The organism is Bacteroides fragilis NCTC 9343, from assembly GCF_000025985.1.
GTDB classification, from domain to species: domain Bacteria; phylum Bacteroidota; class Bacteroidia; order Bacteroidales; family Bacteroidaceae; genus Bacteroides; species Bacteroides fragilis.
On record NC_003228.3, the window covers coordinates 1,122,162 to 1,148,845 of the forward strand.

At 43.9% G+C, this 26,684-nt stretch carries 25 protein-coding genes; 15 read left to right on the plus strand and 10 right to left on the minus strand.

Annotated elements, in window-relative coordinates:
• Positions 1-143 precede the first annotated feature (143 nt).
• The 3 genes from BF9343_RS04210 to BF9343_RS04220 are packed head-to-tail and all read left to right on the plus strand — an operon-like array spanning position 144 to position 2,750.
• Entirely contained in the window at positions 144-1,001 is an 858-nt protein-coding gene (locus BF9343_RS04210) for an enoyl-ACP reductase FabI (protein ID WP_005775707.1), read from the plus strand.
• Positions 1,002-1,005: 4 nt separating this feature from the next.
• Entirely contained in the window at positions 1,006-2,019 is a 1,014-nt protein-coding gene (gene gldB, locus BF9343_RS04215; RefSeq protein WP_005785263.1) for a gliding motility lipoprotein GldB, read from the plus strand.
• Positions 2,020-2,045: 26 nt separating this feature from the next.
• Positions 2,046-2,750 (plus strand): SAM-dependent methyltransferase, encoded by a 705-nt coding sequence (locus BF9343_RS04220; RefSeq protein WP_005785265.1) that lies wholly within the window; start codon positions 2,046-2,048, stop codon positions 2,748-2,750.
• Here BF9343_RS04220 and BF9343_RS04225 read toward each other — a convergent pair.
• From BF9343_RS04225 to BF9343_RS04235, 3 genes are all read right to left on the minus strand, one after another.
• The gene (locus tag BF9343_RS04225; RefSeq protein ID WP_005785267.1) at positions 2,716-3,834 is read right to left on the minus strand and encodes a hypothetical protein; all 1,119 of its coding nucleotides are present in this window, start codon (positions 3,832-3,834) and stop codon (positions 2,716-2,718) included. The two genes, BF9343_RS04220 and BF9343_RS04225, sit on opposite strands and share 35 nt — an antisense overlap.
• Before the next feature lie 64 nt (positions 3,835-3,898).
• Complete coding sequence (lipA, locus tag BF9343_RS04230) at positions 3,899-4,765, minus strand: lipoyl synthase (protein ID WP_005795984.1); 867 nt, start codon at positions 4,763-4,765, stop codon at positions 3,899-3,901.
• 126 nt (positions 4,766-4,891) lie between these two features.
• Positions 4,892-7,102 carry a S9 family peptidase gene (locus BF9343_RS04235; protein WP_005785270.1) on the minus strand — a complete coding sequence of 737 codons (2,211 nt, stop codon included), beginning with the start codon at positions 7,100-7,102 and terminating at the stop codon, positions 4,892-4,894.
• Between the two features lie 257 nt (positions 7,103-7,359).
• Here BF9343_RS04235 and BF9343_RS23585 point away from each other — a divergent pair, with 257 nt between their 5' ends.
• The 6 genes from BF9343_RS23585 to nagB all read left to right on the plus strand — a co-directional run bounded on the left by BF9343_RS23585 (position 7,360) and on the right by nagB (position 12,559).
• On the plus strand, positions 7,360-7,512 hold the full coding sequence (locus tag BF9343_RS23585) for a hypothetical protein (RefSeq protein ID WP_014298319.1): 153 nt from the start codon (positions 7,360-7,362) through the stop codon (positions 7,510-7,512).
• A 27-nt stretch (positions 7,513-7,539) separates the two neighbouring features.
• The gene (locus tag BF9343_RS04240) at positions 7,540-8,268 is read left to right on the plus strand and encodes a LiaF transmembrane domain-containing protein (RefSeq protein WP_005785272.1); all 729 of its coding nucleotides are present in this window, start codon (positions 7,540-7,542) and stop codon (positions 8,266-8,268) included.
• A 9-nt stretch (positions 8,269-8,277) separates the two neighbouring features.
• Entirely contained in the window at positions 8,278-9,120 is an 843-nt protein-coding gene (locus BF9343_RS04245; protein ID WP_005785274.1) for a LytR/AlgR family response regulator transcription factor, read from the plus strand.
• 333 nt (positions 9,121-9,453) lie between these two features.
• Entirely contained in the window at positions 9,454-10,389 is a 936-nt protein-coding gene (locus tag BF9343_RS04250; protein ID WP_010992237.1) for a TIGR01212 family radical SAM protein, read from the plus strand.
• A gap of 118 nt (positions 10,390-10,507) precedes the next feature.
• A complete protein-coding gene (locus BF9343_RS04255) occupies positions 10,508-11,707 on the plus strand; it encodes an FprA family A-type flavoprotein (protein WP_005795977.1) in 1,200 nt (399 codons plus the stop codon).
• A 39-nt stretch (positions 11,708-11,746) separates the two neighbouring features.
• Complete coding sequence (gene nagB / locus BF9343_RS04260) at positions 11,747-12,559, plus strand: glucosamine-6-phosphate deaminase (RefSeq protein WP_005775719.1); 813 nt, start codon at positions 11,747-11,749, stop codon at positions 12,557-12,559.
• Between the two features lie 93 nt (positions 12,560-12,652).
• Here the strand turns inward: nagB and BF9343_RS04265 are convergent, their stop codons facing one another.
• The 5 genes from BF9343_RS04265 to BF9343_RS04285 form a co-directional block, all read right to left on the minus strand.
• Positions 12,653-13,078 carry a DUF6565 domain-containing protein gene (locus tag BF9343_RS04265; RefSeq protein ID WP_010992238.1) on the minus strand — a complete coding sequence of 142 codons (426 nt, stop codon included), beginning with the start codon at positions 13,076-13,078 and terminating at the stop codon, positions 12,653-12,655.
• 63 nt (positions 13,079-13,141) lie between these two features.
• On the minus strand, positions 13,142-13,756 hold the full coding sequence (locus BF9343_RS04270) for an L-threonylcarbamoyladenylate synthase (protein WP_005795972.1): 615 nt from the start codon (positions 13,754-13,756) through the stop codon (positions 13,142-13,144).
• A 47-nt stretch (positions 13,757-13,803) separates the two neighbouring features.
• Positions 13,804-16,317: an AsmA family protein gene (locus BF9343_RS04275; protein WP_010992239.1), complete on the minus strand. Its 2,514-nt coding sequence runs from the start codon at positions 16,315-16,317 to the stop codon at positions 13,804-13,806.
• 237 nt (positions 16,318-16,554) lie between these two features.
• Positions 16,555-18,555, minus strand: a complete 2,001-nt coding sequence (locus BF9343_RS04280; RefSeq protein ID WP_005785291.1) for an AAA family ATPase — start codon at positions 18,553-18,555, stop codon at positions 16,555-16,557.
• Between the two features lies 1 nt (position 18,556).
• Complete coding sequence (locus tag BF9343_RS04285; RefSeq protein WP_005813085.1) at positions 18,557-19,342, minus strand: Cof-type HAD-IIB family hydrolase; 786 nt, start codon at positions 19,340-19,342, stop codon at positions 18,557-18,559.
• Positions 19,343-19,513: 171 nt separating this feature from the next.
• On the opposite strand from BF9343_RS04285, the gene BF9343_RS04290 reads away from it, so the two are divergent.
• The 5 genes from BF9343_RS04290 to BF9343_RS04310 all read left to right on the plus strand — a co-directional run bounded on the left by BF9343_RS04290 (position 19,514) and on the right by BF9343_RS04310 (position 24,414).
• Positions 19,514-20,698 carry a MalY/PatB family protein gene (locus BF9343_RS04290; protein WP_005795962.1) on the plus strand — a complete coding sequence of 395 codons (1,185 nt, stop codon included), beginning with the start codon at positions 19,514-19,516 and terminating at the stop codon, positions 20,696-20,698.
• Positions 20,699-20,729: 31 nt separating this feature from the next.
• Positions 20,730-21,965, plus strand: coding sequence for a PLP-dependent transferase (locus BF9343_RS04295; RefSeq protein WP_010992240.1), 1,236 nt, complete (start codon positions 20,730-20,732; stop codon positions 21,963-21,965).
• A gap of 25 nt (positions 21,966-21,990) precedes the next feature.
• Positions 21,991-22,572 (plus strand): RNA polymerase sigma factor, encoded by a 582-nt coding sequence (locus BF9343_RS04300; RefSeq protein WP_005795958.1) that lies wholly within the window; start codon positions 21,991-21,993, stop codon positions 22,570-22,572.
• A gap of 109 nt (positions 22,573-22,681) precedes the next feature.
• The gene (locus tag BF9343_RS04305) at positions 22,682-23,788 is read left to right on the plus strand and encodes a FecR family protein (RefSeq protein WP_010992241.1); all 1,107 of its coding nucleotides are present in this window, start codon (positions 22,682-22,684) and stop codon (positions 23,786-23,788) included.
• A gap of 191 nt (positions 23,789-23,979) precedes the next feature.
• On the plus strand, positions 23,980-24,414 hold the full coding sequence (locus tag BF9343_RS04310) for an STN domain-containing protein (RefSeq protein WP_005785307.1): 435 nt from the start codon (positions 23,980-23,982) through the stop codon (positions 24,412-24,414).
• Between the two features lie 12 nt (positions 24,415-24,426).
• Here the strand turns inward: BF9343_RS04310 and BF9343_RS04315 are convergent, their stop codons facing one another.
• Positions 24,427-25,170, minus strand: a complete 744-nt coding sequence (locus BF9343_RS04315) for a Crp/Fnr family transcriptional regulator (RefSeq protein ID WP_005813083.1) — start codon at positions 25,168-25,170, stop codon at positions 24,427-24,429.
• A gap of 115 nt (positions 25,171-25,285) precedes the next feature.
• On the opposite strand from BF9343_RS04315, the gene BF9343_RS04320 reads away from it, so the two are divergent.
• Complete coding sequence (locus BF9343_RS04320) at positions 25,286-25,882, plus strand: MarC family protein (protein WP_005775732.1); 597 nt, start codon at positions 25,286-25,288, stop codon at positions 25,880-25,882.
• A 37-nt stretch (positions 25,883-25,919) separates the two neighbouring features.
• On the opposite strand, the gene BF9343_RS04325 is transcribed toward BF9343_RS04320, so the two are convergent.
• Positions 25,920-26,597, minus strand: coding sequence for a rhomboid family intramembrane serine protease (locus BF9343_RS04325; RefSeq protein ID WP_009291678.1), 678 nt, complete (start codon positions 26,595-26,597; stop codon positions 25,920-25,922).
• Positions 26,598-26,684 lie beyond the last annotated feature (87 nt).

Below are 26,684 nucleotides of genomic sequence, written 5' to 3' on the forward strand. Positions count from 1 at the left end.
TTTTGTTGTAGGAGACTCTATTATCTATTAATAAATAATCAAATTCACTGTATTTTTTGTGGTTTCCCTCTTTTCTTTGCACACTTTTCGTGCTTTTATGCAGAAAATCTATATCTTTGCAACCTAATTTAACATTAAAAGGTATGAGTTACAATTTGTTGAAAGGAAAAAGAGGTATTATTTTCGGTGCATTAAACGAGCAGTCTATTGCCTGGAAAGTAGCCGAAAGAGCCGTTGAAGAAGGTGCTGTTATTACATTATCAAATACTCCTGTTGCTGTTCGCATGGGACAGGTTTCTGCTTTATCAGAAAAGCTCAATTGCGAAGTGATTGCTGCTGATGCCACCAACGTAGAAGATTTGGAGAACGTATTCAAACGCTCGATGGAAGTTTTGGGCGGACAAATTGATTTTGTATTGCACTCTATCGGTATGTCACCGAATGTTCGTAAGAAACGTACTTATGATGATCTCGATTATAATATGTTGAATACTACGCTGGATGTTTCAGCTGTTTCGTTCCATAAAATGATTCAGGCTGCCAAGAAGCAAAATGCAATTGCAGAATACGGTTCTATCGTGGCATTGAGTTATGTAGCTGCACAGCGTACTTTCTACGGATATAACGATATGGCGGATGCAAAAGCATTACTTGAATCTATTGCCCGCAGTTTTGGTTATATCTATGGTCGTGAGCACAACGTGCGTGTGAATACTATTTCCCAGTCGCCTACCTTTACAACTGCCGGTTCTGGTGTGAAGGGTATGGATAAACTGTATGACTTTGCTAATCGTATGTCTCCGCTCGGTAATGCTTCAGCCGACGAATGTGCTGATTACTGTATCGTAATGTTCTCCGATCTTACCCGTAAGGTAACTATGCAGAACCTGTTCCACGATGGAGGTTTTTCAAGTGTTGGTATGAGTCTGCGTGCAATGGCTACTTACGAAAAGGGGCTGGACGAATATAAAGACGAAAACGGTAATATCATTTACGGTTAAGGTAATGAAAATACGGAAAGACGATATTCTTCTTATTTTGCTGAGTCTGCTTTTCGCATCCTGCCGGGTGGGGAAAGCGGAACCTGTGGCGGACCCTATGGAAGAAGAGGGAATTTCCGTAGTCAGATATGATAAGCTGTTGGACGAATACGTTCGTTTCAACAGCTTTTCTGCTTTACAAAAAATGAACCTGGAGTATGCCTTGCCCACCAAATTGTTGATTGAAGATGTATTGGCTATTGGCCAGGTGAGCGATGACCATATTTTCCAGCGATTGAAAACTTTCTATTCGGATACAACCTTGGTCCGTCTTATAGAAGATGTGGAGGCCAAATACCCGGAATTGGAATCGGTTGAAAAAAATCTGACCAAAGGGTTTGGGAAATTACAAAAGGAGATTCCGGATATCATGATTCCTATGATATATACGCAGATCTCGGCATTCAATGAATCCATTGTTCTGTCTGACAGCGTGTTGGGTATTAGCCTTGACAAGTATATGGGTGAAGACTATCCGCTTTACAAGCGTTTCTATTACAACTATCAGCGGCGTACTATGCGTCCTGACCGGATCGTCCCCGATTGTTTGGTGTTCTATCTGATGAGCCAGTATCCTTTTCCGATGGATTACTCCCGTACATTACTCGATGTAATGATGCATTATGGTAAAATCAATTATGTGGTACAACATCTGTTGGACTATTCCTCATCGGAAGAAGCGTTGGGATATTCGGATTTAGAAAGGGAATGGTGTAAAGAGAACCAACAGCAGATGTGGAGATATATTCTTGAGCAAGATCATTTGCATGCTACGGATCCGATGGTGGTACGTCAATATACCCGTCCGGCTCCTTTCACTAACACTTTAGGCGAGAATGCGCCTTCGATGGTAGGTACCTGGATCGGTACGAAAATCATCACCTCATATATGAAACATCATAAGAAAACAACTTTACGGCAATTGCTTGAAATGAGCGACTATGAACGTATGTTCACGGAATCGCGTTTTAATCCGTAAAATTTCAACTATTAAATACCCTATTCATGGATACCGCTCTTTATCTTTTGCCCGTCACTTTGGGCGACACTCCGATCGAGTCTGTATTACCTTCTTATAATAAAGAAATTATTCAGGGCATCAAGCACTTCATTGTCGAAGATGTTCGCTCGGCCCGCCGCTTCCTGAAAAAGGTAGACCGTGAGATTGATATTGACTCACTCACTTTTTACCCGCTGAATAAACATACTTCTCCTGAAGATATTTCCGGTTATCTGAAACCGCTGGCAGGCGGTTTGTCCATGGGAGTGATTTCCGAAGCCGGTTGTCCTGCTGTAGCCGATCCGGGAGCTGACGTGGTGGCTATTGCACAACGTAAAAACCTGAAAGTAGTTCCGTTGGTAGGACCTTCGTCTATCATTCTTTCTGTGATGGGTTCGGGATTTAACGGGCAGAGTTTTGCCTTTCACGGCTATCTGCCTATAGAGCCGGGTGAGCGTGCAAAAAAAATAAAAGCTCTTGAGCAACGGGTATATGCCGAGCATCAGACACAGCTATTTATAGAAACACCTTATCGTAACAATAAGATGGTGGAGGATATTCTGCACAATTGTCGTCCGCAGACCCGCTTGTGTATTGCAGCGAATATCACTTGTGAGGGAGAATATATCCGTACTAAAACCATAAAAGAGTGGCAAGGAAAAGTACCCGACCTGACTAAGATACCTTGTATTTTTCTCTTATACCAATAACCTGTTTCAGGTGCTCGTATTCCAACTCGAAACACTCGCTGAAGAAGTGAGTACCTAAGTTGTGCTCTATTTGTTGGAAAGTCCATAACTTTCCTCCTTTGAATCGTGGATCGCAGAGAATGGAGTCGTCTTCCATATCGACAATGAACAGATAGACCAAACGATTGGTCTGTTCGTTTTCAAAATGATAGGAGATGGTAAATGTCGGTTTCAGATCAGAGGCCTTCGGAAAAGCATTGCTCAATAAGCGGTTGGCTCCCGCCGTCAGTGTCTCCCCGTATCGGAGATAACACTCCATCGGTATATCCACTTTGCCTTTATCGAGGATGCAGCTTTGCGGACGATTACAGAGGAACAACATGCCGTGGGTGGAAACAGCAATGCGTATCACCGGATTAATGTAGGCATTCTTATAGTTGATAGCTTCCACAGCCAGACTTTTTCCGATTACATCACCACGGGTATTGACGATGGGGACATATTCCGTATGCGCCATTACATGATTAAAGTAACGGATACCTATTTGATTGAGCAGGATGCTGAGAATAAATATAGTAGGCGGCAATACGTGATAAAGTACAAGTATGGAAGTCCGGGTGAGGGGATGTGCTACCAAAACCGTCAGGCTGATGACAGCAAAATGGAGAATACCTAAAATCAGTACGACCCGTGCGGATACAATGGCAGATTCTGCTCCTTGAGCAAACAACCGCCGGTTGCATTGGGCATTTTGACGCAGGTAGTGGCTGATGAACTTCCTCCTGTGCAGGAATAGAATAACCATCGGAATCAGTATGCTGACTTCAAGTGTAAGCGGCAATGCTCCTTCCGGAACGAAATCTCCGGGAATAAAGCTTGCCAGAGTCAGTAATGTCAAGATTCCCGTAGAGATATAGAGGATAAAATTGGGTATGCGGGCCCCTTTACGAGACAGAGACCTATACGAATAGATAAGCCCGATACCTGTACCGATATAGATTGATATGTCCTGTGTTATAAATTCGCATAAGAGGATGGAAACAATAACAGGGATAAAGCCCAATGACATATTAAATGCAGAAGAAAGTACTCCTTTGTTACCCATATGTTTTTATTGTATTATTTTGCCGTTTACTTGTAAAACAAACAAGGAGCCTGTTATGTTCTTACTACTTATTATTAAATCGGATATGTTTTTCTGCATGATACGAGGAGCGTACTAACGGTGCGCTTTCCACTTGTTCGAACCCTTTCTTCAGTCCTGTTTCTTTATAAACAGCAAACTGTTCCGGAGTAATGTATGCTGCAACCGGGAAGTGTTTGTGGGTTGGCTGCAGATATTGCCCGATGGTGAGGATTTTGCAACCGACGGAAATCAGGTCGTCCATTAACTCTTCTACTTCAGCAGGAGTTTCACCCAGACCAACCATAATGCCCGATTTTGCCGTAATACCGCTTTCGGCTATTTGGCGGATCACTTCCAGGCTGGTGTGATAGTTGGCGGCACTACGCACCTGTGGACTGATGCGTTTCACAGTCTCCATGTTATGGGAGATGATTTCGGGACAGGCTTTTATCACTTGGTCAACAAGCTCTTTGCGTCCCTGGAAATCGGGAATCAGTACTTCGGTAGTTGTTTCCGGATTTAGTCGTTTGATTTCACGAATTGTTTGTGCCCAATGGGCTGCACCCAAATCAGGCAGATCGTCGCGGTCTACAGATGTGATAACTGCGTGTGAGAGTTTCATCAGGGCAATCGATTCTGCAACGTGGGTCGGTTCGTCGGGATCCAAAGGCAGAGGTCGTCCGGTCTGGGTATTACAGAATTTACAACTGCGGGTACAGATGTCACCGGCAATCATGAACGTAGCTGTCCCTTTTCCCCAGCATTCGCCCATGTTGGGGCAACGCCCACTGCTACAGATGGTGTGCAGGCAGTGCGATTCGACAATGCGTTTGGTCTCGGTATAGCGTTCATTGGCTCCAATGCTGATTTTAAGCCATTCGGGTTTGCGCACCCGTTTATCGTTTCCCATATAGTATTGTTTTTATTCTATGATTCTCCACAGAAGACACGGAGTACACAGAGTTTTATTTTAAAATTCAATCATTAAAATAATCCTCAGTGTACTCCGTGTCCTCTCTGTGGCGAGAACTGTTTCTTATAAATTATTCCGGAAGAAGTTCGTCAGCTTCGTATACAAGTGGTTACGGGTATTTCCGCCATAGATACTATGATTCCGGTTGGTGTATACCTGCATATCGAACTGTTTTCCGAGTTGTACCAGGTGCTCTGCATATTCTGTACAGTTCTGGAAGTGAACATTATCATCTGCCATACCGTGTACAAGGAGCAGGTTACCATGCAGGTTGTCTGCACGGCTGAATGCTGAAGCAGCTTTATAGCCTTCGGCATTTTCTTTCGGTGTGCGCATAAAGCGTTCGGTATATACTGTATCGTAATATTTCCAGTCTGTAGGTGCGGCCACAGCAACTCCGGCTTTAAACACGGGTGTACCTTCGCTCATACTCATGATGGTCATATATCCGCCGAAACTCCATCCCCAGATACCAATACGTCCTTTGTCCACATAAGGCAGTCCACCCAGATATTTGGCAGCTTCCACCTGGTCTTTAGCTTCTTTTACACCCAGGTTCAGGTAGGTGCATTTCTGGAATTCACTGCCACGGCCACCTGTGCCGCGACCATCTACACAAGCTACCACGTAGCCGAGGCTTGCCATGTAGGTTTCCCAACTGATTCCCCATTTGTCCAGAACCTGTTGTGAACCCGGACCGCTATACTGGAACATCAGTACCGGATAACGTTTGGCAGGATCGAAATTGACCGGTTTCATCATCCAGCCGTTCAGATCGACTCCTTCTGTTGTTTTGAACGTGAAGAATTCTTTTTGCGGTATGGCATATTCGGCCAGTTTCTGTTTCAGTTTATCATTTGTTACGAGAGTCTTCAAGACCTTACCTGTGTTGTCATTCAAGGTAATCAGCATCGGAGTATCGAGGCTGGTAAACTTGTTCATGAAATATTTCATCGAGCTGCTGAAGATGGGACTGTTGGTTCCCGGCTGATTGCTCAGTTTCATCTTCTTGCCCTTACGGTCTATCTTGTATACCGCCTGACGCATCGGGCTTTCTTCATTGCTGGTGTAATAAAACTCGTTGGTATCCGGATTCCATCCGATAAAGTTTTTTACTTCATAGTTGCCGCTGGTCACTTGTTTGATCAAGTTACCGTTCATGCTATACCAGTACAAGTGAGGATATCCGCTCTTATCGCTAACAAAGCTGAAATATTCGGGATAGAACTGAATGTTATCGAATACATTTTCGTTGATGTAATAAGGAGATTCGTCGCGTAGGGCCAGTTTGCACACTGTGCTGCGAGGATCGGCAAAATACATGTCGAAGCGGTTCTGGTGACGGTTCAGTGTCATGATGGCCAGTTTGTTGGGATCCTGAGTGAAACGGATGCGCGGGATATATCCGTCGGCGTCTATCGGCAGCTTCACCTGACGGGTCACTTTCGATTTGATGTCGAACGTATGTACTGACACCTTGGAGTTGGGGTAACCTGCTTTGGGATATTTGTAAGTGTATTCTCCCGGATAATCCTGCAGTGCATCATAACGCGGTGCTTCACCTGCAAACAGGGGGAAAGTGTATGATGGAACCTCCGATTCGTCGAAACGAACATAGGCCAGCATGGTATTATCGGCATTGAATTCCAGGGCACGGTTGAAACCGAACTCTTCTTCGTATACCCAGTCGGGAATACCGTTCAGTACACTGTTCAACTTGCCGTCTTCAGTCACTTGCGATTCGCTGTTGCCATACAAAAGCTTTACCAGGAAGATGTTATTATCACGGACAAACGCCACCAGGTTTCCGTCCGGAGAGAATACCGGGGCTTGCTGCGGACCACCGTCCGATAGCTTTTCAACAATATTGTTGGTAGTCACTCCTTTGTCGTTCCGTTTCACCGGATACAGGTAGTGGACTGCCGTATAAGAATGACGATAGATGGGCTTGGTTTCGGTTGCAATCAGTATTTTTGATCCGTCCGGTGAAAATTGGTAACTGTCGAATTTCTTAAAGGGGCATTCGCGGGCTTTTGTCACATCGAATACCACTTCCACCGGTTCACCCGTGCGGAAGGAATATTTCACGATCTGTGTACCTTCGGCATTTCTTTGTGTGTAGTGTTCGCCGTCAGGCATGGGAACCACACCATAAATGTTTTCGGGGCTGAACTTGCCCGAGTTAATTTCTTTCAGGTCGAGCGCTTTGCCTCCTTGTGCAAAGCCGGCAAGGCAGCACAGACAGAAAAACAGAAAAATGAATTTTCTTTTCATTGGCTTAGATGATTTTATAGGTTGTTTCTATGTGTCCGCAAAGGTAACGATAAACGGTGAGCCTTCAAAACAGGAGGGGTAAAATATCTGTGAAATAGCGTTGGTTAACGAAAAAACAGAGTCTCTGTTTGATACGGACAGAGGCTGTACGGGACACAAACGGAGGCTTTGTCCCTATGAAACGGAGGCTCTACCCGGCTTTGTTTGTGTATAGAGACAAAGGGGAGAGAATCCGGAGTGTCTCCCGATAAAGAGATATGACTATATCGGTTCAAACTTGTACGCAATCGGTGAAAAACAGGTCCGGTTTTATCGGGAATTATCCCCCTTTCATCGGTTGGCGTACTGTTATTGACGAAAAAGTATTTCCGGGAGGTGGTAAATGGCGTATCTTTGCCCACAAAGATTAAAAGAAATAATTAACAATGAAATAATATATGGAAAAGAAAGAGTTTTCATCTCCTGCTCGGAGATACGGTAAGTTTTTTATCGCCTTTATTTTTATAACGGCAGGAGTGCTTTTGCTGGCTCGCAATCTGGGATGGATTTCTTATACCTTGTTTGGTATTTTGGTTTCCTGGCAAATGTTACTGATTCTTTTAGGAATTTACTTAATGTTGCGGCGTCAGATTTTGCGGGGCGGGATACTGCTTGCTATCGGTGCCTATCTGATCAGTCCGTATTTGGGATGGATGCCTGCAGGAATTCATGTCACTCTTTTCCCGATTGTCCTGATTGTTATCGGACTTGCTTTTCTGTTCAGGCCGAAACGAGCCCGGCACGAGCGTTCGCACCGAGGGAACTTTGCCAGTAGCCAATATAACTCAACAGATGGAGTGCTGCACTCCGAAAACACATTTAGCGGCATCAGGCAGGTGGTGCTCGATGAAGTGTTTAAAGGCGGAACTATACAAAACTCTTTTGGCGGGACGGTTATCGACTTGCGGCGTACGACTCTTCCCGAAGGAGAAACGTTTCTCGATATTGATTGTACATTTGGTGGAATAGAAATTTATGTGCCTTCCGATTGGAAAGTAGTGTTTCGGTGTACTACCTGTCTGGGCGGTTGTCAGGACAAACGTTTTGGCGGGGGTATGATCGATCAGAACCGGATATTGGTGATCCGGGGTGATTTGACATTCGGAGGTATTGATATAAAAAGTTGAAAATAAAACATGGATATACATCCTATACAAGAATCTTCCCGGCGGTGGATGACGGCATTGATATTGGCCGTTGTAGCAGCAGGGATACAAACAACTCTACTTTGGGGCTATGCCGGAGCCGACACGCTTCCGGCTGCAATAGACGGGATTTTATCTGTCGGATTGCTTTGCCTCCTGGCCTATCTGGCATGGTATGTCATTGGCCTTGTCTCTATATTGCAGACCGACTTGCTGATAGCCGCTTTGGCTCTGCTTTTCTGGCTGGCGGGAGGCTTTGCCGTGCAATATGTGCTGGAACAGAATATGGGACAAGTATATGCTCCTTTTGGTGAGACGCTTCCTTTCCGTATATTGTTTGGAGCATTGGCCTGGGGAGTGATGATGTTGTGGTATCGCTTGCAGTCGCTGAATACCGTTCAGGAAGAGATATTAGAAGAGGCTGTTTCGAGAGAGGAAGCCCTTCGTGAAGAATTGAGGCAGATTGAATGCCGCGAAGATAAAGCGTTGCCGGAAGAGGCAGAATGTATTGACCGCATCACGGTGAAAGATGGTACACACATTCATCTGATCCGTACCGACGAGTTGCTTTACATACAGGCATGTGGCGATTATGTCACATTGGTGACCCCTTCGGGACAATATGTCAAGGAGCAGACCATGAAGTATTTTGATGCCCATCTGCCATCAGCAGGATTTGTGCGTGTGCATCGTTCTACAATAGTGAACGTGACGCAAATATCACGGGTTGAACTCTTTGGAAAAGAAAATTATCAGCTCTCGTTAAAAAACGGCGTAAGGCTGAAAGTGAGTAATTCCGGATATAAATTACTGAAGGAGCGGTTGGAACTTTAATAACCGCTATCTATGAACAGGTGAAAGGGTGTAGCCATACGATGCGGATGACTACACCCTTTTATGCCTAGGGCTACACCCTTTCCTCCGGATGGCTACACCCTCGGTTGGAGAAGATGCTTCATGTGGACATTGCTCACATTTTCTTTATTTATATAATCTTTTCAGACACTTTCTCAGATCTTCTAAGTTAACGTCAATCTACAGATGTTACGTGCTTTCGTATAAATTTAAAGAGCAGTATAAGGGTGAAGATACAGAAAAAAATAGCTAACGGCTCTTTTCTATAACTTTTTATGTATATTTGTACTGTTTACAAAAGCATGATATTCTATGACTAAACCGGCTCCGACGCCTTTATATAACGAATTTACTTTCTTTCTGAAAAAATACTTTTCCTATAAGGTACAGAAGATATCTCTTAATGCGGGTTTTACATGTCCTAACCGGGACGGAACGAAGGGATTGGGAGGCTGTACGTACTGTAATAACCAAACATTCAATCCCGAGTATTGTAAAACGGAGAAATCCGTCACCCGGCAACTTGAGGAAGGAAAGCAATTCTTTGCCCATAAATATCCGGATATGAAATATCTGGCTTATTTTCAGGCTTATACCAATACCTATGCCGAGCTTGAAGGACTGAAAGGGAAATATGAAGAGGCTTTGAGTGTGGACGGGGTGGTGGGACTGGTCATCGGCACACGTCCGGACTGCATGCCTGATCCCCTGTTGCGATATCTGGAAGAACTGAATAAGCACACTTTCCTTTTGGTAGAATATGGGATTGAAACTACCCGGGATGTTACTTTGAAACGTATCAACCGTGGGCATACCTATGCCGATACGGTAGAAACTGTCAACCGGACGGCTGCTTGCGGGATTCTGACCGGAGGACACGTCATCCTCGGTCTTCCGGGAGAGACCCATGACGAAATTATCGCTCAGGCGGCCGAATTGTCCCGTTTGCCATTGACCACTCTTAAAATGCATCAGTTGCAGTTGATACGTGGTACGAAAATGGCACGTGAGTTTGAGTGCCGCCCCGAGGATTTTCATCTCTTTAGTGTGGACGAGTATATCGATCTGGTAATCGACTATGTGGAACACCTGCGCCCCGATCTGATACTTGAGCGATTTGTTTCACAATCACCGAAAGAACTTCTGATTGCACCCGATTGGGGGCTGAAGAATTATGAATTTACTGCCCGCGTGCAAAAAAGAATGAAAGAAAGGGGTGCTTATCAGGGAAAGGCATACCTGGTTTAGAAAAAAAGAACTATTTTTGCGAAGCGAATGAGTTGCGAGTTACGAGTTGCAAGCTGAGAGGTACCGTTGGGTATTGTTGTTACTCGTACCCTGTAGCTAAATTAAACTAAAAAAAAGAATGGAACAGAAAACAAGAATTAAAGGAAACGTTCATTATGTGGGAGTTAACGACCGTAACAAGCACCTCTTTGAGGGAATGTGGCCTTTGCCCTATGGAGTTTCGTATAACTCTTATCTGATTGATGATGAAATGGTGGCACTGATCGATACAGTGGATATTTGCTATTTCGAAGTATATCTTCGAAAAATCAGAAATATCATAGGCGACCGTCCTATCAACTATTTGATTATAAATCACATGGAACCGGACCATTCAGGTTCTATCCGATTGATTAAGCAACACTATCCCGACATTGTGATCGTTGGCAATAAACAGACTTTCGGTATGATTGAAGGTTTTTATGGTGTGACCGGCGAGCAATATCTGATTAAGGATGGTGATTTTCTCGCTCTTGGACGTCATAAACTGCGCTTTTACCTGACTCCGATGGTACACTGGCCGGAAACGATGATGACATTTGACGAAACAGATGGCATACTCTTCTCCGGTGATGGTTTCGGGTGTTTTGGTACGCTGGATGGCGGCTTCGTGGATACACGTATGAATATCGACCATTATTGGGGCGAAATGGTTCGTTATTATTCGAACATCGTCGGCAAATACGGTTCACCGGTACAGAAAGCTTTGCAAAAGTTGGGTGGACTTCCTATCTCGGCTATTTGTTCTACGCACGGTCCGGTATGGACTGAGAATATCACGAAAGTGGTAGGCATTTATGATAAACTGAGCCGTTATGACGCAGATGAAGGTGTGGTAATTGCATACGGCAGTATGTACGGTAATACCGAACAAATGGCAGAAGCCATTGCAGCTGAGCTTTCGGCACAGGGCATCAAAAACATTGTGATGCACAATGTCAGCAAAAGTAATCCCTCTTATATCCTTGCCGATATATTCCGTTATAAAGGATTGATTATCGGTAGCCCTACTTACAGTAACCAGATTTTCCCGGAAGTGGAGTCGCTTCTGTCCAAGATATTGGTTCGTGAATTGAAAGGACGTTATCTGGGGTATTTCGGTTCGTTCACGTGGGCAGGTGCCGCCGTGAAACGTATGGCCGAGTTTGCAGAGAAAAGTAAATTTGAATTGGTCGGTGATCCTGTAGAAATGAAACAGGCCATGAAGGAGATCACATATCAACAGTGTGAGAACCTGGCACGTGCTATGGCCGGCCGTTTAAAAAAAGACAGAGTATAAGTTACCCCTAATTTATTAACCTGATAAAAACAATCGAACATGAGACTAATCATTCAGCCGGACTATCAGTCCGTTTCTCAATGGGCGGCACATTATGTTGCTGCTAAGATCAAAGCTGCCAATCCCACTCCGGAAAAACCTTTCGTTCTGGGATGCCCCACAGGATCATCTCCACTGGGTATGTATAAGGCACTGATCGACCTGAATAAAAAAGGAATCGTATCGTTCCAGAATGTTGTTACTTTCAACATGGACGAATACGTAGGACTGCCGAAAGAACATCCGGAAAGCTACTATTCTTTTATGTGGAACAACTTCTTCAGCCATATCGACATCAAACCGGAGAACACGAACATTTTAAATGGAAATGCTGCCGATCTGGATGCTGAATGTGCACGTTATGAAGAAAAGATCAAATCGTATGGCGGTATCGACCTGTTTATGGGAGGTATTGGTCCTGACGGTCACATTGCTTTCAACGAACCGGGCTCTTCGCTGAGTTCTCGTACCCGTCAGAAAACACTGACAACAGATACGATCATTGCGAACTCTCGCTTCTTCGACAATGATATTAACAAGGTTCCCAAGACTTCGTTGACTGTGGGAGTGGGTACTGTGCTTTCTGCCCGTGAGGTGATGATTATCGTAAACGGACACAACAAAGCACGTGCATTGTATCATGCCGTAGAGGGTGCCATTACACAGATGTGGACGATCAGTGCATTGCAGATGCACGAAAAAGGTATCATCGTTTGCGATGATGCTGCTACTGCCGAACTGAAAGTTGGTACTTATCGTTATTTCAAGGATATCGAAGCAGATCACCTCGATCCGCAGTCATTGCTGAAGTAATACAGGCATAAAAATAAAGAAGAGGATAGGCCGGAAGAACTTTTGGCTTATCCTCTTCTCTTTATCAGTCTGACACGAAAGTCTGTTGAGGAACTAATCTTTCAGACCGTCTTTGATCCCTTCCATTGCTTTCTCACCTTTTTTAGCAGCCTTTTGCGCACCTTCTTTTACGTCTTTGGCTGCATCTTTGGCTGTATCTTTGACTTTCTCAAATGCATCTTTGGTGCTTTCTTTCATGTCATCTCCTATTTTCTTTAACTTTAGGGCAGCATAAGTGGATTCCAGTTTTATCACTTCTCCTTTTTCGTCCGAAGTCATTTGTTTACTGAAGTTATTATAACTGTCTTTCAGTTTCGTAAATTGTTCGTCAGCCTTTTCCCAGTCGGCTTTTGTATAGTCTTGAGCGTTTTTCTGTACGCTTTCGATAAAAAGCTTAAAGCCCTCCAGATACGAATCTTTTGTTTGGCTGCATGCTGTGGCAATGGTCAGCACCAATGCAAAGAATAATACTTTTTTCATAATCAAATGCTATTGTTTGGGTTTTATATACTAACACCCTGCATCTGAAAAATGTTTGATGGGTCAGGCCTCTTCCAGTTCCCCTTTTCCCTGCCGGACGATGGCGGCTTCTCCTTCAGTGCAGTTCACAACTGTCGAAGGTTCAATCCCTCCGATACCTCCGTCGATCACGAGGTCCACTACGTCACCGAGTTTTTCGTCGATCAGTTCCGGGTCAGTGACGTACTCTATGTCTTCGTGCTCGTCATGAGGCAACGTGGTGGTCATGATCGGAGCATCCAGCAGACGGGCAATTTCACGGATGATACTGTTATCCGGCATACGGATACCTACTTCTTTCCGGTTTCGAAAGATTTTGGGCAACCGGTTAGTTCCGTTCAGGATAAAAGTGAAAGGTCCGGGCAGGTTGCGTTTCATCAACTTGAAAATGTTGTTGTCCACTTTGGCATATTCACTGATGCTGCTCAGGTCATAGCAAATAATAGAGAGATTGTTTTTCTTCGGGTCAATCTCTTTGATCCGGCAGATGCGTTCGATGGCACGCTCCTTCAGGCCATGGCAACCGATGGCATACATGGTGTCTGTGGGATAGATAATCAATCCCCCGTCGTTCAGTAGGTCTACAATCCGTTGCAGGTCCTGAGGATTATTATTTTTTTCGTAAAGTTTGAGTATCATAATTGTCTGTTATTTATGCGAATCACTTCTCTCACTCCTGATTCACGTTATTTTATTTTCTTTTTAAGAAAATCGAGTGCCTTTTCTACGGCTTTCTCTTTTACCTTCTCCTTCACGGAGTCTTTGTTGGCCGTTGTAGCCGAATCCAGCCCGAGTTTTTTCCCGATTTCGCTGATTGCCTTGTCTGTCACCGCTTCCACTGCCTGATTGGTCATGCTTTTCGTATCCAGTGATACTTTGGGTGAGGAGAAAGTACCTCCTATTTTCAGGTCGAGGGTAGTCAGTTTGGCGATATCACCTGCCGATGCCGGTAATTTGATCTTTCCCGAATAGTCGATGGTTTGGTCGAGTCCTGTGCTTCCGGAAAGATTCATGACATAGTCACCCAGTTTGATATCGAACGGCTTGGTAGATACTCTTCCGTCTTTGATGGTGAAATCCAGTGCCATATCTTTCACCTTCATCTCTTTGAGTTCAGGCTTCTTTACGGCTTCGGCTATCTGGTCGATTACTTTTACGCCGCTGAGGCTAAGATCTTGGGTCGAAAGGCTTCCGTTTCCCTGCATCGTATCCATGACAGGGCTCATCTGGTTGTCGAGTAAAGTCCGGATATGCATATTACCCGAAAAGTTGCCTTTCAGGTTTTCAAAGATAGGAGCCATTTGCTGCACCATATCCAGTTCTTTGTAAGCCTGTGCAAAACCGATATTTTCCATACGGAATCCTGTGTTCATTTCCGGCTTCTTCGGATCGGCGGTCGAATAGTATCCGTTCATAACGACACTTCCTCCCATGGTGTTCATTGACAGATTTGTCATATCGACTTTTCCGTCTTTCACAATAAGTTTGCCATTCATGTTTGTAAAAGTCATCTTGTCAAATAACACTTCTTTCAGGCCGGCATCCATCTGGAAGTCGATATTCTGCGGAACTTCGATCATACTGGCGGTTTCTTCGGTCGAAGATGCTTGTGATGTTTGGGCGGTACTGTCAGTTGTTGCCGTCATAAAATCGTTTAGATTCAGATGGTTCGACCGGACATTCAGGACACCTTTCAGTGTGCTCCCTTTAAGAGCATAGCCCATATAGTTCTCGAACCGGCAGTCGGCAGTAAGATCATTCTTTCCGATGGCTACTGTCGTTTCACTGAGTTGCAGATATTTCGGAGTGAATGTGAACAGGGATTTTTTTATTTCTACATCCGGCATCTCTTTCATTTTCAACTTCATATCACTGAGGGCAATGGTTCCCGAAGCGGAGAAACGATCGTATTGTTCCTTTTCGATGTATGACAGGTGTCCGGCCATTGTCATATCCGCACGAACAGTACCATTCAGCTCCATATCATCCAGCGGATAGACTTGCTTGATCATGCCCAGATTAAGTACCCCTTTGGCTTCGGCTGTAAAGTCCGGGTCGCTGACAGGTGTCTTTATGTCGGCTGTCAGACTAAACGGATTTTCCGCCAGTCGGAAACTGAAAGGATGTATGCTTATCTCGGTCAGGTCAATGTTACCTCCCGGATTCCGAACTTGTGCGTCGATGTTAATCTGATCGACTCCCGCCGGCAGGGATGGATATCGGAACATGGCGTTTTTTACAGCCAGTCGGACATCGAACTGTGGAACCGTGTCACCTTGCAGTATTCCTTTCGCTGTAGCTTCAAGAGTTGCTGTACCATCTGTTTTCAGATTCTTGAACTCTTTGGAATAAATGGCCGGTATCAGTGACAAGATTTCTTTGAATCCTATTTCGCTGGTGTTGAGTTTCAAATCCATGTCGATAGCAGGGTCTTTCAACTCTATCCATCCGTCAATGCCGGCTTTAATGGCGTTCAGACGGAATTCGTTCTTTTTCAGTGTAAATTTGTTGTGTGCCAGATCGGCATCTACATCCATCTTGGCGTAGACGTTAGCTTGTGAGAGGAAAGGGATACCGTTCATTTTATAAGTCAGGGCTTCAGTTTCGGCTTCCAGGCTGAGTAAAGTCTGGTCGCTACCCAGATCACCCGAACAAAGCGCATTGAAATTGTGTATGTCGGCGTACATCGCGGACTGCCGGTCGTCATATACCACATTCATGTTTTTGATGACAAAACGCTGGAGTTTAATTCGGAAAGTAGAAGATTCACCACTTTCTTGGGTTTCGCCGGCAGTGGATGAATCGGGTTTCATGATATCCCAGTTAGTTTTTCCGTCAGGAAGTACGATGGCGTGTAACCGGGTGTTTTCAACAGCTACTTTGGATACATCGTATCCGTCATCTCCAAAAAGCGAAAACAGGTTAATAGCCGCTGTTACCTCGCCGGCCTTCACCAATGTGTCGTTTTCAAATTCTCCGGTTCCCTTCAGCCAAAAATCATTCAGGGTGACGGAAGCTTTGGGGAAATTGCGGAATAAGCTGATATCAAGGCTACTAAAATCAAAATGACCGTTAAGCATTTTGTTGCCTTCCGATTTTACGATACCTTCAATCTTGCCACGGAAGGCAAAGGGAAGGAGAAACATCAGTATCAGAATGACGCCGATGACGATTGCTGTAATTTTGAATCCTTTCTTCATAATTGCACTGGTTGTTAGGTTTATAGTGATAACAAAGTTAGTAATAAAAGACAAGAAGTCCAAGGTTATCGGGGATTATGTTTTACTGTATAGTCCTCTTTTAATAGGGCGAATCCATCTCATCACAAATTATGCAGATTAACACAGATACTTTATATATTGACAATGAAATAAATTATTAATCTGTGAAGATCTGTGTAATCCTGTGGTGAAATAGATTACAGAAATAAACTTACCTTATTTCTTCTTTTTTCGTAGTTCCTCTGCTATACGCCATTGGATGGCTGCTTCTGTCTCTTTACCGACTTTTAATAATGCATCTCCGAAAAGTTCGTGTGCTCCGGGATGTTCAGGTTTCAGGCTAGTTGCTTTGTCGAGGTCTGATAAAGCCCCTTCTATGTTTTCTGTCTGCAGGCGAAGTTTGCCTCGGTTATAGAGTGCTTTGAACTCTGAAGGACGCAGGCTGACTGCCCGGTTCAGGCAATTCTCGGCATCGAAGAACTCTTTTTCGTTGAACAGCGTGATTCCTTTTCGTATCCAGGCGTCGATGTATTCGGGATAGAGCTCAATCGCTTTGTCATAATTGGCAAGGGCGGCCCGAACGTCATGCGCCTGAGTGATACATTCGTTTCCCATTAGCAAATACTCTCGGGCATACTTTTGCAGGCTTTTTTTCTGTGCCTCCATTTGTGCTTGTAGTTTCCTTTTTTGTTCCCGCAATAGGTTGACGACTCCCAATTTCCTGCGAATTAATCTTCGGGCGGCAGGCTTTTCTATATCATAACGGGAATGAATGGCCAGGAAAAACTGCTCGAGGCATGTCTCGAAATCTCCTTTGTCGAAAGCACGGGCAGCTGCGGCATACTGCACATCGGCCTGTGCTTGTTTTAATGCTTTGTCGATGGCTTGCCGGTTGTTGAATCTTCCGGAAAAACTGACAATCTCGGGACGGACAAAAATATCCGCGCGGCTGATAGGCTTTTTCAGTTGAATTCCTTCAAGCGATGTGCAACGGCTGAGAGCTACATAAGCTTGTCCGCCGGCAAACACTCCTCCGGTAAAGTCTATGACTACACGGCTAAAGGTCAAACCCTGGCTTTTGTGCACGGTGATGGCCCATGCCAGGCGGATGGGATATTGTGTGAAAGTACCCAGTTCTTCTTCCTCAATCTCCTTTTTCTCTTCGTTGTACTTGTAACGGATGTTGCGCCATGATTCCCGGTGGACATCACACTCTTTGCCATCATCGGTGATGACGTAGATGATACCGTCGTTGTCGATGCCGCTTACTACACCGATGGTACCGTTTACCCAACGGCGTTCAAAGTCATTTTTGATAAAGATGATTTGTGCTCCCGGTTTCAGGGTCAGTTCTTTTGAGGTGGGCAAGCTACTTTCGGGAAAGTCGCCGTTGATTTCGCCCTCAAACACTACAGGATCGCCGGGGAGTTCGGTAAGTTTCCGTTCATTGATGGTTTCTACCGTATCGCGGCGCGTAGCCAGAGTGATGTATAAATCTTCTTCCGAAGCATCAATTTGAGCGCCATAGCGGGTGTTGAGCAGCTGAAGGTCGGCTGCCCCTGCTGCTCCGCTCCGGATGTGGTCGAGTACACTGACAAAGACTGCATCTGACTGACGATATACTTTCTGTAACTCGATAGATACCAATTCGATCTCGTTGAAGACCCGTGCCGAGAAAAAATAAGGAGTGGGATAGAAGCGGTTGATAATTTCCCGTTCATCCCCTTTGATTACCGGTTCAAGCTGGAATACATCGCCTACCAGTAAAACTTGTTTTCCTCCGAAGGGGTCGCGCAGATTACGACTGTATACACGCAAAATGCGGTCTACGGCATCAATCATATCGGCGCGTACCATTGATATTTCGTCGATAATGACCAGTTCTACCTGTTCCAGCAATTTACGGTGTGGCTTGGTGTATTTAAAGAATTCATGGATGCGTCCCCGTTGCAAACTCAGATTCGGATCATCAGGAAGTAACGGATGAAAAGGAAGTTTGAAGAAGCTGTGCAGAGTGCTGCCACCGGCATTAATGGCAGCGATTCCGGTGGGTGCCAGCACGATGTGCTTCTTCTTGGTATTCTTACAGATGTATTTCAGGAAAGTAGATTTACCCGTTCCCGCTTTCCCCGTGAGGAAAACTGATTGACGAGTATACTGAATCAGATTCAGTGCATCCTGAAACTCCTTATTACCGGTGTCTATTGTAAATTCCACGTCAGATGATCCCGAAATGTTTTAATGCTTTTTGTATTCCGTCTTCGTCTACAGAAGTGGTTATGTAGTCGGCGGTTTCTTTGACATCGTCATTCGCATTGCCCATGGCTACTCCGATGGCTGCATGGCGCAACATACTGATATCGTTGCCTCCATCACCAAATGCCATTGTTTCTTCCTGTCCGATACCGAAATGGCGAATGATTTCATCTATTCCTTTTTGTTTGCGGATACCTTTAGCTACGATATCTGTAAATGCAGGAAACCAGCGTCCGGATTCGCAGTTCGGGAGTAAAGGCAATACCGTTTTCTCCTCTTCGGTAGTGATGAATGGGGTCATCTGAAAGATTTCGGCTTGCGTAGCCTCGGCTGTAGTTTGGATGGGCAGGATATCTACATGCAGGAAATCATGAAAGATTTCGTTAACCAGCTTGTTGGTATTGCAAACAGCTACGGTATGTTCGGCTACAAAGATACAGGGAAAGTTTCTCTCGTCCGAAAGTGCAGCCAGTGCCTTAACATCTTGTACCGGGATGGAATGTTTGTAAATCACCTCATCTTCAACGAAACAATACCCTCCGTTCATGGTGATGTAGCCGTCTATCAGTTCCCGTTCCTGGAGGGCGGTGAGGTTGTTGATAATCGCTTTCGGGCGTCCGGTAGCGATGAATATCTTGATACCTTTAGCTTTTGCTTCGGCTATGGCTGCGAGGGTAGACGAAGGAATTTCGTGAGTGTTGAAACTAACCAACGTCCCGTCTATATCGAAAAACAGGGCTTTTATCATACGTCTTTTCTTTAATGGAGCACAAATGTACTGAAAAAGCCTGATATAGAGTAACTGAATACCACAATGATGGTAAATTTTAACTGCTGTCTGCTAAAATAGCTCATTTGGTTTCATTATGAAACAGATGAATTGTACATTTGCAGGCTGAACCTAAAAATAGAACCCTATATGAAATATAACTTTGATGAAGTGATAGAGCGCCGGGGAACAGACTCGGTGAAGTATGACGCAGTATCGGAACGTTGGGGACGGAGCGACCTGCTTCCGATGTGGGTGGCCGATATGGATTTCCGTACTCCTCCTTTTGTGATAGAGGCTATCCGTCGGAGATTGGATCATGAAGTATTGGGGTATACTTTCGCTTGCGAAGCTTGGTATACATCCATTATCAATTGGCAGAAAGAACGTCACGGGTGGAATGTTACCCGGGAGATGCTGACGTTTACGCCGGGTATTGTGCGTGGATTGGCTTTTGCCCTGCAATGTTTTACGGCTCCGGGGGACAAAGTGATGGTGATGCCTCCTGTTTATCATCCTTTCTTTCTGGTGACAGAACACAACCACAGGGAGGTAGTCTACAGTCCGTTATTGCTGAAAGACGGGCAATATCAGATTGACTTTGAACGCTTCCGTGCTGATGTAAAGGGCTGTAAAATGTTGATTTTGAGTAACCCTCATAATCCGGGAGGGCGTGTCTGGACTCGGGAGGAGTTGGCCGAGATAGCAGAGATTTGTTTTGATAATCAAGTATTGGTCATCTCGGATGAAATTCATGCCGATCTGACATTGCCGGGATACACGCATCCTACGTTTGCATTGGTATCGGAAAAGGCTCGACGGAATTCACTTGTGTTTATGTCTCCCAGTAAAGCTTTCAACATGCCGGGACTTGCCAGTTCGTACTGCATTATAGAAGATGAGGCCATTCGTCATCGTTTTCAGACTTATATGGAAGCCAGTGAATTTAGTGAAGGCCATTTATTTGCATATCTTGGAGTGGCTGCCGCGTATAGCAATGGAACGGAGTGGCTGGATCAGGCATTGGAATATATTCAGGAGAATATTGATTTTACAGATGAATATTTAAAAACACATATTCCCGCAATCCGGATGATTCGTCCTCAAGCTTCTTATCTGATTTTTCTGGACTGTCGCGGTATGGGTGTTTCGCAGAAAGAATTAGTTGACTTTTTTGTTGACGGTGCACATCTGGCATTAAACGATGGCGCTATGTTCGGTAAGGAAGGCGAGGGATTTATGCGGCTTAATGTGGCTTGTCCGCGGAGTGTGCTAAGACAGGCACTGGATCAGATAAAGGAGGCATACGAGTTGAAGCATGACACAATAGCATAATTTGTGGAATTTATATAAAAAGACTTTCAGGATGAAAAAAAATAGTTTTGAGACACAAATATTGCATACTCCTTTTGAAAAAGAGGATGCATATCATTCTCTTTCAATGCCGGTGTACCACACCGCTGCCTACGAATTTGAGACTGCAGAAGAGATGGAAGCTGCTTTCTGTGGGCAGAAAGCCGGGCATGCTTATTCACGCATAACAAATCCTACGGTACAGTACTTTGAGCAGCGTGTGCAAAGAGTGACCGGAGCGCTGAGTGTGACAGCTTTGAACTCCGGGATGGCTGCGATAAGCAATGCTTTGATCACACTGGCAAGCGCGGGAGCTAATGTGGTGACTTCGACACATTTATTTGGCAATACCTATTCATTCCTGAAAAGTACATTGGAAGCTTTTGGGGTAGAAGTACGCTTCTGTGACCTGACATGTCCCGAAGAAGTGAAGCAACAGATTGATGGAGATACTTGTGCGCTTTTTTTGGAAGTTATTACCAATCCGCAGTTGGAAGTGGCCGATCTGAAGGCTCTTGCCGACATAGCACATAAGGCCGGAGTACCGTTGCTGGCAGATACGACAGCGATTCCTTTCCATGTATTCCATGCGACAGACTTCGGAGTTGATATCGAGATTGTGTCCAGTACGAAATATATTTCGGGAGGAGCTACCTGTATAGGAGGACTGATTATAGATTACGGCACTTTTGACTGGGAGCATTCCGCTAAGTTGGCTGCTCTGAGTGCAGATACCGGGAAGGAGGCTTTTACTGTCAAACTCAGAAAAGAGGTTCACCGTAATCTTGGAGCATATATGACCCCGCAGGTGGCTTATATGCAGACACTCGGACTTGAAACGATGGAAGTACGGTTTGCTCGTCAGGCAGAAACCTGCCTGAAACTGGCACAATGTTTGCAAGAACTGCCAGAGATTGAGTCGGTGAACTATACCGGATTGGAATCTAATCCGTTTTATGAATTGAGTACCCGCCAGTTTGGTTCTCTTCCGGGAGCGATGTTGACGTTTGATCTTCCGTCGCGTAAGATATGTTTTCGTTTCATAAATCGGTTGAGAATCATACGTAGGGCAACGAACTTATTTGATAATAAAACGTTAGCTATCCATCCGGCAAGTACAATCTACGGTTCGTTTACCGAGGATCAGCGTCGAGGTATGGATGTCAGCCAGAAAACCATTCGCCTTTCGGTGGGGCTGGAGCGGGCTGATGACTTGTTGGACGATATCATACAGGCCCTGAAAAGCTAAATTTATCATTTACAAACTTTATACAATGCTGCCAAAGAAAAAAAACCTGGAAGAAGAGAGAGCGAAACATACGGTTGATAGTCTTTATAAGGACTATGTTGACGACTTGTTTTCGTATGCTTTGGGATTCGGGTTTGACAAACAGACAGCGATGGATGCCATTCATGATGTGTTTTGCAGGGTATGTATCCGCGAAAGAGAAGTGCAGGAGATACAGAATCCTAAATTTTACTTGTTGCGTGCCCTGCGAAACCAGTTGATTGACACCTATAAACTCAAACGAAACTACTCGGAGGTTCTTACCGGTGAGATTACCGATGAACTTCCATATAAAATCAAAATTACCGTAGAGGATGAAATAATCGCAGCGGAAGAGCAGGCGGAAGTATCACAGAAAGTTGACGAGATTCTGAGTATACTTACCGAACGCCAGCGCGAGATTATTTATTTACGTTATATGCAGGAATGTTCTTATGAGGAAATTGCAGAGATTATGCAAATTAGTGTTCCTGCCTGTCGTAAATTGCTCTATCGGACCTTACTTAAACTGAAGCACAATAACACATTAGTGCTCTTCTATCTCTTACTTTCTATTAATGTTGGTTAAATAAGGCACCATTTTAAATTTTATTCGGGAAAAGTGGGCATGAAACCTGCGCCCGTTCGTGTTCTATGCAGACAATAGTGTTATTAAACTCTTAAAGCACCTGTTCTGAATGGAAAAAACGAAGCGGGATAGCAGACATATTGATCCTTTGAAAGACGAAGAAAAGTTCTTCCAGTGGTTAAAATTCAAGAGCGTTCGGATGAATCAAGAACACCTCTCGAAAGATGACTATGAACGCCTGCGTCAGCGAATCCATGTTTCGCTGCGTATGTTACGTCGGAAAAGAACGGTCAGGAGGGTAGCTTATTATGGTGTATCCGTATGCGTCATTATTGCATTAGGAATTGTTGCTTATCTGAATCATTATGAGAGAGTGGAACCTGTGCCGTCTGTTGTCGAAAAAAAAGCGGAGATTGTCTGGCAACCTTTGAAGTCGGAAGATATTCGTCTGGTTAGCGGTGATAGCATAACTTCGTTCCGGCAAAACGTGCAATTGCTCTTGAGCAAGGATGGATCAGCTATGGTATATCATCCTAATAGCGGGCAGAAGCGAATCAGAATGGAACAGGACGAGGTTAATGAACTGGTGGTTCCTTATGGTAAACGATCGAAGGTTAAACTGGAAGATGGAACGGAAATCTGGCTGAATTCCGGTTCGGTATTTAAGTTTCCTACTCATTTCTCGGGAGAGAAACGGGAAGTAAGCTTGAAGGGTGAAATGTATGCCGAAGTTACGGCAGATAGTAAAAAACCGTTTATCGTGCATACGGCCCATTTTGATATACAGGTATATGGAACGCGTTTCAATATATCGGCTTATGAAGATGAACCGACTCCTTCGTGTGTACTTGTAGATGGAATAGTCGGATTCCGTCCGGAATCCGGTCCTGAAATACGCATGAAGACAAACGAAAAAGTGCTTTATGATGGCAAGCGATTTGAAAAAAGAAAAGTGAGTGCGTCCAGATATACTTGTTGGAAAGAAGGCTATCTGGAATTGGATGATGCCAATATCATGGATGTACTGAACCGGATAGGGAGATATTATAATCTATCGTTTAGCTTCGGCGATAAGAAGCGGCTGACCGGTAGGAAGTGTTCAGGAAAAATTTATTTATCCGATAATATAGATAATGTATTGACAACTATATCATTGCTGTATTCTACTGATTACAGGAAAGAAGAACGGACTATTTTTATATCTGAGAACCCATAAAATGGTAGAGCCTATGGAATGACACTGAACACTATGACATACGCACACACAACCCCCACGAAAAGGATAGAGTGATATCCTTCCTCTAACTTACACACACGACTACGTATCAGAGCCGGGAAGCATGATTATGCCCTCCGGGAAGGGATGCAATGGCCTGAAACTAAGTATTATAACAACTGGAACAAAGCATGAAAAGAGAACGTATAGTAAGAACTGAAAACATTGATAGACAGAGAATAAAATATAGAGTATTGTTTGGTTTTATTTTCATTATGTGCTGTAACGGGGCAGCTTTACCGTCGGAGGACGGCAAGATGCCGGACTGGAAATTTTCTTTTAGTCTGAAACGTATACCGATGATCCGGATTTTTGATGAAATCGAGCAAAAAAGTGATTTTGTCTTTGCATGGTCCTGCGATATCGACAACGAGATTCATGAGGAAATCAGTATTTGTGTTACGGAAGAACCCATTCAAAAGGTAATGGAAAAGGTTTTAAAAGGATCGGGACTTGTTTATCAGAGACTCGACAGGCAAATTGTTGTTTATCGTTTGCTGGGACACAATGCCTGTAGAGTAGATTCTGTGAGAGTGATGACTAATATGGAACAGAATGACCGATAGACTACCGAAAATTTATCGTTTCTCGTTCCATTCTGTCAGGAGTGATAAATCGGGTATGCGGATTTCTTTCCGGTGAAGTTCCAACAAATTTAATTCTTGCAGTCCGTTGAGAGCTTTTGATACATTCAGGCGGGTGTCGTCCAACATGCGGGCCAAATCATCCATTTTTACCTTGAACAACTTCTCACCTGTCATTCTCTCAATGTGTCCCAAAATGAAACGGATTATTTTGTCTTCAATGTCTTTGGGAGCTTTATCCCATAAGCGTGTATAGAGATTTTGCGCACGATTGCTGACGATGTTCATATAGTTAAGACGAAAAATATCATATTTGAACAACTCGCCCATGACAAACGATTTACTGATACTTACCATTTGCGCTTCTTCATTATGCGGAATATAGGAAGATATATACCGGGTATTCATTCCAAACATGGAGTAAGGCTCTAATACGGCAGGAGCTTCGAAATATTCAATAACAGTCAGCGTGTCGTCTTCCGATACGGTGACGGAAGAGAGCCTGCCTTTTAGCAAGAAAAGTAACTGATCACAGACCTCACCACTTTTTATCAATGGTTCTCCGGGTTTGTGACGAGTGAAGTGAAGTTTTACTTTTTCTAATATATTAGTGAAATCCTCATGACAAAGTCCCTGAAAAAGGGGGAGTTGCAACAAGGTGTCGAACATGGTTTCCATATATCGTAATCTTCTAATTTGAAAGCAAATGTAACGATTATAGGGGTTGGCTGAAACCATCCTCCCTATCTTTTTGTTTTTTTTATTATTTCTTAAAGATGGTAGTGATTACATAAAACAATCTCTTGCGGAATGCATAAAAATGAAGTATATTTGCACAAAAAAGGAGAAAGTCATGTTTGCAAACTTTAATTTTCAACAGATGGTCAGTGCGTTTATCGTACTTTTTGCTGTGATTGATATCATTGGTTCTATTCCTATTATCATCAATCTGAAAGAGAAAGGGAAGGACGTAAATGCTACGAAAGCAACCGTTATTTCGTTTGCACTGATGATTGGCTTTTTCTATGCGGGTGACTTTATGTTGAAACTGTTTCATGTAGATATTGAATCTTTTGCTGTTGCAGGCGCATTTGTCATTTTCCTGATGTCACTGGAAATGATCTTAGATGTGGAAATTTTTAAGAATCAGGGGCCGATAAAAGAGGCAACGCTGGTGCCTTTAGTATTCCCGTTGTTGGCCGGTGCCGGTGCATTTACTACACTACTTTCATTACGGGCCGAGTATGCCAGTATCAATATTGTAATTGCTTTGATCCTGAATATGCTATGGGTTTATTTTGTCGTTAGTATGACAGGGCGTGTGGAGCGTTTTCTGGGGAAAGGTGGCATCTATATTATCCGTAAGTTTTTCGGTATCATTTTGTTGGCTATTTCTGTCAGGCTGTTTACTGCAAATATCACATTATTGATTGCCGCATTGCAGAAGTAACCTGCCATTTGTTACATTGTGATAATGTAAGATGAGTCTATTCTGCATCGATTTCGTGTTCTTCTTCTTTATCCATTTCGATATTATCTGTTTCATCTGTTGCTGAGACGGATTCCTCTTCTTGTTCATTTGCGAAAGGGTCCGGCTTTTGCGGGCCGTAACCCATAAAAGAAAAAGCACAGATGGTACCTATGATAGCTCCGCTTAAATGCCCTTCCCACGAAATGCCGGATGGTGTAAAATAGGGGAGCATATTCCATATAAGACCTCCATAGAGAAAGGTAACTAATAGAGATATGGCAATCAAGGGGATATATTTTCGTAACAGTCCGCTGAAGAAAAGAAAGAAAGCCAGCCCATAGATAATACCGCTGGCGCCGATATGCCAGGCAGGCTTGCCGATAAGGAATGTAATGGCTCCACATCCTATCCAGATTATAAGAAAAATAGAGGGAGCTATGCTTCTGTAAAAGTAAAAAAGACACCATGAAAGGAAGAATAGTGGTAAAGTGTTGGTCAATAAATGTTTGAAGCTGCTATGTATAAGAGGATGAGTGAAAATACCAAACATACCTTTTTTTGACAAAGGGTATACTCCTAAACTGGTAAAGTCCCAGTCCATACCTATCTCTAAAACCTTTATCATGTAGAGGATAAAAATTAGAAACAGCGGAAGTACCATTGTCAGCAGGATTTGTCGAATTTCTGGCCTCATATTAGCATATTTCTTTAAATTTTATACAATGCTACGAATATTTGCCCTGAAAATAAAAAATAAAGTCCCTTTTTATTTTGTTATTTA

What these genes read in the sequence shown, in the direction of transcription:
- BF9343_RS04290 (WP_005795962.1), top strand. Translation starts at nt 19,514, where the DNA reads ATGAAATATAACTTTGATGAAGTGATAGAGCGCCGGGGAACAGACTCG.
- BF9343_RS04270 (WP_005795972.1), bottom strand. Translation starts at nt 13,756, where the DNA reads ATGATACTCAAACTTTACGAAAAAAATAATAATCCTCAGGACCTGCAA.
- BF9343_RS04300 (WP_005795958.1), top strand. Translation starts at nt 21,991, where the DNA reads ATGCTGCCAAAGAAAAAAAACCTGGAAGAAGAGAGAGCGAAACATACG.
- BF9343_RS04210 (WP_005775707.1), top strand. Translation starts at nt 144, where the DNA reads ATGAGTTACAATTTGTTGAAAGGAAAAAGAGGTATTATTTTCGGTGCA.
- gldB (WP_005785263.1), top strand. Translation starts at nt 1,006, where the DNA reads ATGAAAATACGGAAAGACGATATTCTTCTTATTTTGCTGAGTCTGCTT.
- BF9343_RS04275 (WP_010992239.1), bottom strand. Translation starts at nt 16,317, where the DNA reads ATGAAGAAAGGATTCAAAATTACAGCAATCGTCATCGGCGTCATTCTG.
- BF9343_RS04220 (WP_005785265.1), top strand. Translation starts at nt 2,046, where the DNA reads ATGGATACCGCTCTTTATCTTTTGCCCGTCACTTTGGGCGACACTCCG.
- BF9343_RS23585 (WP_014298319.1), top strand. Translation starts at nt 7,360, where the DNA reads ATGACTATATCGGTTCAAACTTGTACGCAATCGGTGAAAAACAGGTCC.
- BF9343_RS04325 (WP_009291678.1), bottom strand. Translation starts at nt 26,597, where the DNA reads ATGAGGCCAGAAATTCGACAAATCCTGCTGACAATGGTACTTCCGCTG.
- BF9343_RS04310 (WP_005785307.1), top strand. Translation starts at nt 23,980, where the DNA reads ATGAAAAGAGAACGTATAGTAAGAACTGAAAACATTGATAGACAGAGA.
- BF9343_RS04320 (WP_005775732.1), top strand. Translation starts at nt 25,286, where the DNA reads ATGTTTGCAAACTTTAATTTTCAACAGATGGTCAGTGCGTTTATCGTA.
- BF9343_RS04235 (WP_005785270.1), bottom strand. Translation starts at nt 7,102, where the DNA reads ATGAAAAGAAAATTCATTTTTCTGTTTTTCTGTCTGTGCTGCCTTGCC.
- lipA (WP_005795984.1), bottom strand. Translation starts at nt 4,765, where the DNA reads ATGGGAAACGATAAACGGGTGCGCAAACCCGAATGGCTTAAAATCAGC.
- BF9343_RS04285 (WP_005813085.1), bottom strand. Translation starts at nt 19,342, where the DNA reads ATGATAAAAGCCCTGTTTTTCGATATAGACGGGACGTTGGTTAGTTTC.
- BF9343_RS04250 (WP_010992237.1), top strand. Translation starts at nt 9,454, where the DNA reads ATGACTAAACCGGCTCCGACGCCTTTATATAACGAATTTACTTTCTTT.
- BF9343_RS04265 (WP_010992238.1), bottom strand. Translation starts at nt 13,078, where the DNA reads ATGAAAAAAGTATTATTCTTTGCATTGGTGCTGACCATTGCCACAGCA.
- BF9343_RS04225 (WP_005785267.1), bottom strand. Translation starts at nt 3,834, where the DNA reads ATGGGTAACAAAGGAGTACTTTCTTCTGCATTTAATATGTCATTGGGC.
- nagB (WP_005775719.1), top strand. Translation starts at nt 11,747, where the DNA reads ATGAGACTAATCATTCAGCCGGACTATCAGTCCGTTTCTCAATGGGCG.
- BF9343_RS04240 (WP_005785272.1), top strand. Translation starts at nt 7,540, where the DNA reads ATGGAAAAGAAAGAGTTTTCATCTCCTGCTCGGAGATACGGTAAGTTT.
- BF9343_RS04305 (WP_010992241.1), top strand. Translation starts at nt 22,682, where the DNA reads ATGGAAAAAACGAAGCGGGATAGCAGACATATTGATCCTTTGAAAGAC.
- BF9343_RS04315 (WP_005813083.1), bottom strand. Translation starts at nt 25,170, where the DNA reads ATGGTTTCAGCCAACCCCTATAATCGTTACATTTGCTTTCAAATTAGA.
- BF9343_RS04295 (WP_010992240.1), top strand. Translation starts at nt 20,730, where the DNA reads ATGAAAAAAAATAGTTTTGAGACACAAATATTGCATACTCCTTTTGAA.
- BF9343_RS04255 (WP_005795977.1), top strand. Translation starts at nt 10,508, where the DNA reads ATGGAACAGAAAACAAGAATTAAAGGAAACGTTCATTATGTGGGAGTT.
- BF9343_RS04245 (WP_005785274.1), top strand. Translation starts at nt 8,278, where the DNA reads ATGGATATACATCCTATACAAGAATCTTCCCGGCGGTGGATGACGGCA.